The following is a 10,231-nucleotide window of genomic DNA, read 5'->3' as shown; positions in this document are numbered from 1 at the left end:
GAGCGGCTACGCGCGAAAGACTGCAGCTGCACCCGCTCTTCATCGCTCAACACCAATTGAGTCTTTGGTCTGCCAGTTCTCATAGCGGTATCTCCGTTCTCAAGATACCGTATTGGCATGCACGATTGATGCCATAAATTAACAGGACAGGACACTAGGGCGTGTTCACATAAAGCTTGGGAATTCGCGTTGAAGGCTTGGGGATGGGCTGCTAGACGCGGTGGCGCAGCAATGCCGAGCGCCTTGCCAGCCACCGCAACAACGCAGACCGCCCCAAGCCTTCAACCCCATTGGTGATTTCAATATCAGGGGCAGCCACGACAAGGCCGTCAATGCGCGACGCACGGCGCAGCGCGGGTGCGCACCCGCGCCAGGCGGGCAACACTGCAGGGGCGGCCTTGTCGTGGCTGCGCGAACCCAATGTTTACGTGAACACGCCCTAGGCGAGCAGACTGGGCTTGCCCAGCAGCTTTTCCATGGCATCGCGCAGCGTGAACAGCTCGCGCTGAAAGCTGTCGAGCTTCTCGCGCATGCGCACCGTGGGGGCGAGCACGGCCATGGAATATGCGCCACGGTAGGTGCCAATGGAGACCGCGAGCCCCGCCACGCCAGGCAGCACCTGGTCATAGTCCAGTGCAAAGCCCTGGCTGCGGATTTGGGCCATCTCACGCAGCAGCTGCTTCAGCGGCACGGCGTTGGGCGCGCCTGATTGCCGCACCCATTCCTGCACCGAGGCGTCATCCATGCGCGCCAGCAGCGTCTTGCCGGGTGCTGTGGTCTGCGGTGGCGGTGCCATGCCCAGCTGCGGCACCACGCGCAGCACCTGCTCGCCTACGATGGCATCCACCACATGCAGCTGGTGCTGCTGCAGTCGCACCAGGCACACGGTTTCCTGCAGCTTCAGCGACAGCTGCTCGGCATAGGGCTTGAGCACGGGGACGATGTCCGAATGCGTCTGGTACAGCATCTGCCCCAGCGCCGGGCCAATGCGAAAGCCGGTGCTGCCCGCCGGCTCGACGATGTTTTCCACCACCAGCGCATTGATGATGCGCTGCACGGTCGAGCGCGGCAGCTCCACCTCGGCCGCAATCGCAGCCAGACTCATGCCGCAGGGCTGGCCGTGGGCAGAGAGCACACGCATGATGCGGCTCATGCGCGCAATGACCTGAATGCCACATTGCTGGCGGTCGTCGGGATCAATAGCGGGGCTTTCGGTCATGGCAGGCCATCTCGAAGTTGTGCAGAGGTTGGGAAAGGATGCAAGTCACCGAGCTTATCGCCTTCTGTGGTCGTAGGGTTGTGCCCGTGGTGATGCCCTCGAAAATGATCGTCTAGTGATACACTGAATCGCAATGTGATACAGGTAAAAGGGCGGATGCACCGCAAGGCGCACCGTCCTTTTGTCGTCTAACCCTGATGTGCCAGCAGGGGCTGGCTTTTGCGAGGAGAGTGAATTCATGAGCGTGACGCTTCCAAACGTGGTGCGCACGGCGCTGGCCGTGGCGGCCGCAGCCACGTTGATTGCCTGTGGTGACAAGCCCGGTGCGCAGGCCGGTGCTCCCGGCCCTGCCGCCGTGGGGGTGTATGAGGTGCAGCCACAGGCTGTGTCGCTGGATGCAGAGCTGCCCGGCCGTACCGTGGCCTCGCGCGTGGCGGAAGTGCGACCCCAGACCAGCGGCATCGTGCAAAAGCGTCTGTTTGAAGAAGGCAGCATGGTCAAGAAGGGCCAGCCGCTCTACCAGATTGACCCCGCCACCATGAACGCCCGCCTGGCCAAGGCGCAGGCCCAGCTGCAAAGTGCCGAGAACCTGGCCAAGCGCTACGAAGTGCTGCGCGAGAAGAACGCCATCAGCCAGCAGCAGTACGACGACGCCATGAGCGCCTGGCGCAATGCCCAGGCTGACGTCGAGCTGGCACGCATCGACACCGTCTATGCCAAGGTGCTGTCGCCCATCTCCGGCTATATCGGCCGCTCCAATGTGACTGAAGGCGCCTTGGTCAGCGTGGGCCAGTCCCAGGCCATGGCCACCGTGCAGCAGCTGGACCCCATCCATGTGGACATGCAGCAGTCCATGACCGACATCCTGCGCCTGCGTGCCGAGAATGCCAAGGGCAGCGCCCAGGTGCGACTGCTGCTGGAAGACGGCAGCGTCTATCCCGTGCAGGGCACGCTCAAGTTTTCGGAAATGCATGTGGATGAGGGCACAGGTTCCGTGACCCTGCGCGCCACCTTTGCCAACCCCGATGGCCTGCTGCGCCCCGGCATGTTTGTGCGTGCCCAGGTGCAGACGGCTGCCAGGGACGATGCTCTGCTCGTGCCCCAGCAGGCCGTGTGGCGCAACACCCAGGGCAAGCCCATGGTCTGGGTGGTGGGGGCAGACAACATCGCCAAGCCACGCCCTGTGAATGCGGTCCGTTCGGTGGGCAATACCTGGCTGGTGGAAGGTGGTCTGCAACCCGGTGAGAAGGTGATTACCGAAGGCCTGCAGAAACTGCGCGGCGAAATGCCCGTGCAGCCCGTGCCTGCCACGAATGTGGACATCGTGACCGACCTGTACGCCGTGGGCAAGGGCGCATAAGGAAAGCACGCCATGTCCAAGTTCTTTATCAACCGCCCCATTTTTGCGTGGGTCGTGGCCATTGTGGTCATGCTGGCGGGTGTGCTGGCCATCAAGGGCCTGCCCATCAACCAGTACCCCAATGTGGCACCACCCGCGATCTCGATTTCGGTGACCTACCCCGGCGCTTCTGCACAGGCCGTGCAGGACACCGTGGTGCAGGTGATCGAGCAGCAGCTCAACGGCCTCGATGGCCTGCGCTACATCACCTCGGCTTCGGAGTCGGATGGCTCCATGCAGATCGTCGTGACCTTCGAGCAAGGCACGGACCCTGACATCGCCCAGGTGCAGGTGCAGAACAAGCTCAACCTCGCCACCCCCATGCTGCCGCAGGAAGTGCAGCAGCAGGGCATCCGCGTGGCCAAGTACCAGATGAACTTCATGCTGGTGGTGGGCCTGGTGTCGGAAGACGGCTCCATGAGTTCGGCCGACCTGGCGGACTACATTGCCACCAACCTGCAGGACCCCATCTCGCGTACCGAGGGCGTGGGTGACTTCACGCTGTTTGGTGCACCGTATGCCATGCGCATCTGGCTGGACCCTGCCAAGCTCAACGCCCACCAGCTCACGCCTTCGGATGTGATTGCTGCCGTCAAGAGCCAGAACGTGCAGGTGTCTGCCGGGCAGCTCGGCGGTCTGCCCACCATCAATGACAAGGTGCAGCTGCAGGCCACCGTGCTGGGCAAGACCCGCATGAAGACGGCGGAAGAGTTCCGCGAAATCATGCTCAAGGTCAAGCCCAATGGTGCCCAGGTGCGCCTCAAGGACGTGGCCGATGTGCAGCTGGGTGGCCAGTTCACCGCCATTTCCAGCAAGTTTGACGGCAAGCCTTCGTCGGCACTGGCTTTGCGACTGACCACCGGCGGCAATGTGCTGGATGCGGTCAAGGCCGTGCGCGCCACCATTGCCAAGCTGGAACCCAACTTCCCGCCCGGGGTGAAGGTGGTCTTCCCCTACGACACCTCGCCCGTGGTGCAGGTGTCCATCGACTCGGTGGTCCACACCCTGTTTGAAGCCATCGTGCTGGTGTTTCTGGTGATGCTGCTGTTCCTGCAGAGCATCCGTGCCACGCTGGTGCCTACGCTGGCCGTGCCTGTGGTGCTGCTGGGTACGTTCGGCATCCTGCTGGCAGCGGGCTTCACCATCAACCTGCTGACCATGTTTGCCATGGTGCTGGCAATTGGTCTGCTGGTGGACGACGCGATTGTGGTGGTGGAAAACGTGGAGCGTCTGATGCACGAAGAGCATCTCTCGCCCAAGGAAGCCACCATCAAGTCCATGGGCCAGATCTCCGGTGCGCTGGTCGGTATCGGTCTGGTGATCTCTGCCGTGTTTGTGCCCATGGCCTTCATGGATGGCTCCACCGGCGTGATCTACCGCCAGTTTGCCGTGACCATTGCGGCTGCCATGACCCTGTCCGTACTGGTGGCGCTGATCTTCACGCCCGCCCTGTGCGCGACGATTCTGAAGGCACCCGTACCCGGCAAGAAGCCTGCCGCGTTCTTTGCGTGGTTCAACCGCGTGTTCAACGCCGGTGCCAGCGGCTATGCCGTGGGCGTGGAAGGCATCTTGAAGCGCAACAAGCTCTTCCTGCTGATCTACGCGCTGCTGCTGGTGGCACTGGCGGTGCTGTTCGCGCGCATCCCCACCGCCTTCTTGCCCGAAGAAGACCAGGGCACGATGATGGTGCAGGTACAGCTGCCACCCAATGCCTCGGCCGCCCGTACCGAGCAGGTGCTGCAGAAGGTGGTGAACCACCTGCTGGAAAACGAAAAGGACACGGTCAACGGCGTGATGTCGGTGAACGGCTTCAACTTTGCCGGTCGCGGTCAGAACTCTGGTCTGCTGTTCGTGGAGCTCAAGCCCTTTGAGCAGCGCAAGCGCCCTGATCAGCACCTCAAGGCGCTGTATGGCCGCACCTGGGGCTTTGTCAGCCAGATCAATGACGCCATGATCGTGCCCATCATGCCGCCAGCCATCATCGAACTGGGCAATGCCACAGGCTTTGACTTCTACCTGCAGGACAACGGTGGCGTGGGCCACGAAGTGCTGATGCAGGCGCGCAACCAGATGCTGGGCATGGCGGCGCAGACGCCACAGCTGGCCATGGTGCGCCCCAACGGTCTGTCTGACGAGCCACAGTTCCAGATTGAAATCGACGAGGAAAAGGCGCGTGCGCTGGGTCTGAATCTGGCGGACATCAACTCCACCATGTCGATTGCCTGGGGCTCGGCCTATATCAATGACTTTATCGACCGTGGCCGCGTGAAGAAGGTCTTCCTGCAAGGCAAGGCGGAATCGCGCGTGGGTCCGGACGATTTCGCCAAGTGGTATGTGCGCAATGACGCCGGCAAGATGGTGCCTTTCAGCGCCTTTGCGACCGGCAAGTGGGTCTACGGCCCCGCCAAGCTGGAGCGCTTTAACGGCGTGCCTGCCGTGCAGATCGTCGGTGGCACAGCCCCCGGCGTGAGCACGGGTGAAGCCATGGCCGTGGTCGAAGGTCTGGCCCAGCAGCTGCCACCGGGTGTGGACCTGGTCTGGTCTGGCCTGTCGTATGAAGAAATCAAGGCGGGCAACCAGAGCGCCTGGATCATGGCCCTGTCCATGCTCATGGTGTTCCTGTGTCTGGCAGCCTTGTACGAAAGCTGGGCGATCCCGTTCTCGGTGATGCTGGTGGTGCCCCTGGGTATTCTGGGTGCTGTGCTGGCCACACTGAGCCGTGGTCTGACCAATGACGTGTTCTTCCAGATCGGCATGATTACCACCGTGGGTCTGGCGGCCAAGAACGCCATTTTGATCGTGGAGTTCGCACGCGAGCTGCATCGCGAAGGCAAGCCGCTGATGCGCGCTGCCGTGGAAGCTGCACGCCTGCGTCTGCGCCCCATCATCATGACCTCCATGGCCTTTGTGCTGGGTGTGGTGCCTCTGGCCATTGCCACGGGCGCATCCAGCGGCAGCCAGCACTCCATCGGCACCAGCGTGGTGGGCGGCACCCTGGCGGGTACCTTTCTCGCCATCTTCTTTGTGCCCCTGTTCTTCTACGTGATTGGTCATATCACCGAACGCTTTGGCAAGCGCACACCTGCTGCGGAAGCAGAGGAGAAAAACGCATGAAATTGCACACCCTGACCGGCGCTCTGGCGCTGGCGGGGCTGTTGAGCGCCTGCTCCATGGCCCCCAAGTATGAAACCCCGGCCGCCCCCGTGGCCGCCACCTGGCCCAGCGCACAGGCGCAAGGCAGCGAAGCCGCCGCCGTGCAGTGGCAGCAGTTCTTTGCCAACCCTGAGCTGCGCGAAGTCATTGCCCTCACGCTGTCCAACAACCGCGACCTGCGCGCTGCCGTGCTGAATGTGGAAGCTTTTCAGGCGCTCTACCGCATTCAGAAAGCCGAGAGCACGCCTGCCATCGGTGCACAGGCCGCAGGCTCGCGCCAGCGTGTGCCTGCCGATGTGGCTGGCGCGCCAGATGCCGTCATCTCCAGCACCTACACCGTGGGGCTGGGCGTGGCCGCCTATGAGCTGGACCTGTTTGGCCGCGTGAAGTCGCTCAACGAGCAGGCCCTGCAGAACTACCTGGCCATGGAAAGCACGCGCAAGGCCACCGAGCTGAGCCTGGTCGCTGCAACGGCCAGCGCCTGGATGAGCTGGCAGGCCAACCAGCAGATGCTGGATGTGCTGACCCGCACCGTCAAGGCCAATGAAGATGCGCTGGCGCTGATTGCGGTGCAGGTGGAAAACGGCATTGCCTCCGACCTGCAGCTGCACCAGGCCCAGACCGCCGTGGACAGCGCCCGTGCCCAGCACGCCCAGATGCAGCGTGCCGTGGAGCAGGACCTGAACGCCCTGCAGGCACTGGTGGGGGCCGAACTGCCCGCTTCCGTGCTCAATGCGCGCGTGGCACCGCAGCGCTGGCAGTTTGCGGCACTGCCCGTGGGCCTGCCTTCGCAGGTGCTGGCGCAGCGCCCGGACATTCTGGCAGCCGAGCAGCAGCTCAAGGCCGCCAACGCCAACATCGGCGCGGCGCGTGCGGCCTTCTTCCCCAGCATCTCGCTCACCGCGAGTGCGGGCACGGCCAGCAGCGATCTGTCCGGCCTGTTCAAGGGCGGCTCGGGCGCCTGGAGCTTTGCGCCCCAGATCAATATTCCGCTGTTCAGCGGCGGCCGCCTGAAGGCCAACCTCGACTACGCCACGCTGCAAAAAGACATGCGTGTGGCGCAGTACGAAAAAGCCATCCAGACCGCCTTCCGCGAAGTGGCAGATGGCCTGGCCGCCCGCAAAACCTTTGGCACGCAGCTGCAGGCCAACCAGCACCTGCTGCAAACCTCTGGCAAGTACCTGGACCTGGCCCAGCTGCGCTATGACAACGGCGTGGAAGCCTATCTGACCGTGCTGGATGCCCAGCGCAGCCTGCTCAATGCCGAGCTGGGCGTGGTGCAAACCGCTTTGCAGCAGGCCATCAGCGAGGTCAATCTGTTCAAGGCGCTGGGTGGGGGCATGCTGGAGGCAGCGTCAGCCCAGTAATGCGCTGGGCTGAAAAGTGCTTTTCAGCGGCTGGATAGAAAAAGCCACCCTGGCTGTTGTGCTGGGGTGGCTTTTGTTATTTGAGGTGGCGGTGATGTGTTTGAGGGGAGGGCCGGGTCTCGCCCCGGCAGGCGAGTCACTTTTTGTGCGCGACAAAAAGTGACCAAAAAGCGCGTCTGCCGACGGCTGTCCGGCGGAACTCGCTGCACTCCTTCGTCGTTCCGCTCAGACAGCCGCCGGAAATTTGATTTTTTATTTTGATCACGCGCGACGCTTGCGCGCGCGGGGTGGTAGCAAGCAGCATCGCTCTGTTTGAAAGCCTGCTCTCGACCCATAGCGGACACTTGGATGTGTGAGCACCAAGAAAAAAGCCACTCGAAAGTGGCTTTATTTTCACTTGGACATGGCTTCAGCCATTTCCTTTTGCTTGAGCTTCATGGCCATGGCCGTCAAGAAAACTCTGAACAATAAGCCACAAGCCAATGCCGAAATCGTAATGGTGAAGAAGGTTGAAACAATAAGGTCGCAGACCAACGAACCACTTTGAATGAGTCGAGGTTGGTAAATCAGCACCGCAGCAATCACCACCCAATGGCTCATGCAGTAGAAGCAGGTGAACAAGTAGCCAATCATGTGCCCTAGCTTCTGAGTCCATGCTCTGACTGGCGCGAACAACTCCGTCATGGTGATGGTGTAGGAAATGCTGGCAGCCGCTACCGCTATAACCACGCACATCCACAGCGCAGCAGCGCTATTGCTCCAAACGATTTCCATATCGAAACCTTCTCCAACAGGTTATACATTCAATTAAACAATTGAATGATAGTGCAAATGGTATCTTTGCCCTATGGAAGTTCAAGCATCACCCACCGGGCCAAGTGTTTTGGCCCAATACGCCGACATTGCAAAGACTCTAGGCAACCCACAGCGCTTGGCGCTTCTGGAACAACTGTCGAATGGGGAGATGGCGGTGGAACGGCTTGCCGAGCTTTCCCACCTAAGTATTGCCAACACCTCACAACATTTGCAGACCTTGAAACGAGCAGGCTTCGTCACAGCTCGCAGACAAGGCAAGCAGATGCTCTATCGACTTGGCCAAGGTCCACTGACGGAGGTTCTCGCTGCGTTGCGCAACTACGCTGAGTTCCAGCGCAGTGAGCTGCACAGAGCACTGTCACAGGACTTTCAACCTCTCAAACTGGAAGGCATCACAGTCACAGAGCTGCGGCGAAGAATGGGCGAACAGAACATCACCTTGATTGATGTCCGTCCTGAATCAGAGTTTGCACAGGCGCACATTCCGGGCGCAATCAACATTCCCATGGCGCAGCTCCAGGTGCAAATGAAGCAACTGCCGAGGACGGACATCGTGGCCTATTGCCGTGACCCCTACTGCATATCTTCCACCCAAGCGGTCGAGCTATTGCTCAGTGAAGGCTTCAAGGCACAGCGCTTGGTTGGTGGTGTACCTGAATGGGAACAAGCAGGAATGGCAAGTGAAGTGGGCGTAGCTCTGTAGCTTCAATGGCAGCTCCTGGCCGAAAGCAGACAGCATAGCCACTGCCTTCCCCACGCATGCACAAGCGTCGCGATGTAGGAGTGAAGTCGAGTTTCGCAGGGTAGCTTTCTGCTGGTATGCGCATGCTGAAAGACCAGCAAGGCTTTCCCCAAGCTGCCACAATAGCGCCCCTTTGTTTGATCAGGCAGTATCAGAAAAATAGCTGCCAGCGCTGATAAACACTTGCTTTTAAAGAGAAAAGTATCTTAAAAGCTTGTTTTATCAGCGCTGGCAGCTCTTGTTTTGATAGAGGGCTGCCCTCTCTGGACTTCTTGCATGCACATTCTTCCGCACACCACGCTGGGTATTGACTTTGGTACTTCCAACTCCGCCATGGCATGGCGCACCGCCGGGCAGAGCGCACAGCTGGTGCCGCTGGAAGGCAAGGCAGCGGCCATGCCCACGGCGCTGTTCTTTCACTACGAAGACCACAGCACGCACTACGGCCGTGATGCGATGAAGCAATACCTGGCGGGCGAAGAAGGCCGCCTGATGCGCTCTCTCAAAAGCCTGCTAGGCAGCAGCCTGCTGCAGGACAAGACGGCAGTGCACGGCCAGCTGGTGAGTTACCAGGACATCATTGCCATCTTCCTCAAGCACATGGCTGAGCAGGCGCAGCAGCACATGGGCGGCATGCCCGAGCGTGTGGTGCTGGGCCGCCCCGTGCACTTTGTGGATGGCAACCCTGAGCGTGATGCGCAGGCACAGGCTTCGCTGGAAGCGGCGGCGCACACAGCAGGTTTCCAGGAAGTGGCTTTCCAGCTGGAGCCCATTGCGGCAGCGCTGGACTATGAGCAGCGCCTGAGCGAAGAGGCCTGCATTCTGGTGGTGGACATTGGCGGCGGTACGTCGGACTTCACCGTGGTGCGCCTGGGCCCGCAGCACGCAGGCAAACGGGACCGTACGCAGGACATCCTCGCCACCACGGGCGTGCACATTGGCGGTACGGACTTTGACCACAAGCTCAACGTTGCCGAAGTGCAGCCTCTGCTGGGCCTGGGCCACCACGGCCCCAGCGGCCGCGAAGTGCCCAGCCGCGTGTTCTATGACCTGTCCACCTGGCACCTGATTCAGTGGCTCTATACCGCCAAGGCACTGCGTGAGGCCGAGGCACTGCGCAGCGACTACAGCGACCGCCATCTGCATGCCCGCCTGATGCGGGTACTCGAAGAACAAGCTGGCCACCGCCTGGCCGATGCCGTGGAGCAGGGCAAGATCACGGCATCCAGCACGGCAGCGACTGCGCAGCTGGACCTGGGCTGGGTGGAAAGTGGTCTGGCTGCGCAAATTACGCCTGAAGGGCTGGAGCAGCACCTGCAGGCCCTGCTGGCTGAGGTGGTCAAGTGCGCGCAGGAATGCGTGAACAAGGCCGGTCTGCGCAAGGAGCAGATTACGGCGCTGTATCTGACCGGTGGTTCGTCGGCCCTGCAGACGCTGCGTGATGCGCTGCAGCAGGCTTTCCCGACCACGCCACAGGTCGCCGGTGACCTGTTCGGTGGCGTGGCGTCTGGTCTGGCCTACGCATAAAAAACATA

7 protein-coding genes are annotated in these 10,231 nt (G+C 61.3%); 5 read left to right on the top strand and 2 right to left on the bottom strand.

Annotated features, from left to right (window positions below; translation table 11 throughout):
* Positions 1 to 439: 439 nt before the first annotated feature.
* Entirely contained in the window at positions 440 to 1,219 is a 780-nt protein-coding gene (locus F7P80_RS03030) for an IclR family transcriptional regulator (RefSeq protein WP_151042621.1), read from the bottom strand.
* 238 nt (positions 1,220 to 1,457) lie between these two features.
* Here F7P80_RS03030 and F7P80_RS03025 point away from each other — a divergent pair, with 238 nt between their 5' ends.
* The 3 genes from F7P80_RS03025 to F7P80_RS03015 are packed head-to-tail and all read left to right on the top strand — an operon-like array spanning position 1,458 to position 7,138.
* The gene (locus tag F7P80_RS03025) at positions 1,458 to 2,579 is read left to right on the top strand and encodes an efflux RND transporter periplasmic adaptor subunit (RefSeq protein ID WP_151042618.1); all 1,122 of its coding nucleotides are present in this window, start codon (positions 1,458 to 1,460) and stop codon (positions 2,577 to 2,579) included.
* Positions 2,580 to 2,591: 12 nt separating this feature from the next.
* Complete coding sequence (locus F7P80_RS03020) at positions 2,592 to 5,732, top strand: efflux RND transporter permease subunit (protein ID WP_151042615.1); 3,141 nt, start codon at positions 2,592 to 2,594, stop codon at positions 5,730 to 5,732.
* Positions 5,729 to 7,138, top strand: a complete 1,410-nt coding sequence (locus tag F7P80_RS03015; RefSeq protein ID WP_151042612.1) for an efflux transporter outer membrane subunit — start codon at positions 5,729 to 5,731, stop codon at positions 7,136 to 7,138. Before F7P80_RS03020 ends, F7P80_RS03015 begins: the two co-directional genes overlap by 4 nt.
* A 393-nt stretch (positions 7,139 to 7,531) precedes the next feature.
* On the opposite strand, the gene F7P80_RS03010 is transcribed toward F7P80_RS03015, so the two are convergent.
* On the bottom strand, positions 7,532 to 7,912 hold the full coding sequence (locus F7P80_RS03010; RefSeq protein ID WP_151042610.1) for a DUF1360 domain-containing protein: 381 nt from the start codon (positions 7,910 to 7,912) through the stop codon (positions 7,532 to 7,534).
* A gap of 73 nt (positions 7,913 to 7,985) precedes the next feature.
* On the opposite strand from F7P80_RS03010, the gene F7P80_RS03005 reads away from it, so the two are divergent.
* Together F7P80_RS03005 and F7P80_RS03000 are read left to right on the top strand one after the other, a co-directional pair.
* A complete protein-coding gene (locus tag F7P80_RS03005) occupies positions 7,986 to 8,657 on the top strand; it encodes an ArsR/SmtB family transcription factor (protein WP_151042607.1) in 672 nt (223 codons plus the stop codon).
* A gap of 315 nt (positions 8,658 to 8,972) precedes the next feature.
* A complete protein-coding gene (locus F7P80_RS03000; RefSeq protein WP_151042604.1) occupies positions 8,973 to 10,223 on the top strand; it encodes an Hsp70 family protein in 1,251 nt (416 codons plus the stop codon).
* Positions 10,224 to 10,231: the final 8 nt, after the last annotated feature.

It is taken from the genome of Comamonas kerstersii (assembly GCF_008801935.1).
GTDB lineage: Bacteria > Pseudomonadota > Gammaproteobacteria > Burkholderiales > Burkholderiaceae_C > Comamonas > Comamonas kerstersii.
The sequence above is the reverse complement of the archived record's forward strand: the minus strand, read 5'-3'. Positions and strand labels throughout refer to the sequence as shown.

Excerpts from the sequence above, each read along its gene's own strand:
- F7P80_RS03025 (WP_151042618.1), top strand. The coding sequence starts at position 1,458 with ATGAGCGTGACGCTTCCAAACGTGGTGCGCACGGCGCTGGCCGTGGCG.
- F7P80_RS03020 (WP_151042615.1), top strand. The coding sequence starts at position 2,592 with ATGTCCAAGTTCTTTATCAACCGCCCCATTTTTGCGTGGGTCGTGGCC.
- F7P80_RS03010 (WP_151042610.1), bottom strand. The coding sequence starts at position 7,912 with ATGGAAATCGTTTGGAGCAATAGCGCTGCTGCGCTGTGGATGTGCGTG.
- F7P80_RS03030 (WP_151042621.1), bottom strand. The coding sequence starts at position 1,219 with ATGACCGAAAGCCCCGCTATTGATCCCGACGACCGCCAGCAATGTGGC.
- F7P80_RS03000 (WP_151042604.1), top strand. The coding sequence starts at position 8,973 with ATGCACATTCTTCCGCACACCACGCTGGGTATTGACTTTGGTACTTCC.
- F7P80_RS03005 (WP_151042607.1), top strand. The coding sequence starts at position 7,986 with ATGGAAGTTCAAGCATCACCCACCGGGCCAAGTGTTTTGGCCCAATAC.
- F7P80_RS03015 (WP_151042612.1), top strand. The coding sequence starts at position 5,729 with ATGAAATTGCACACCCTGACCGGCGCTCTGGCGCTGGCGGGGCTGTTG.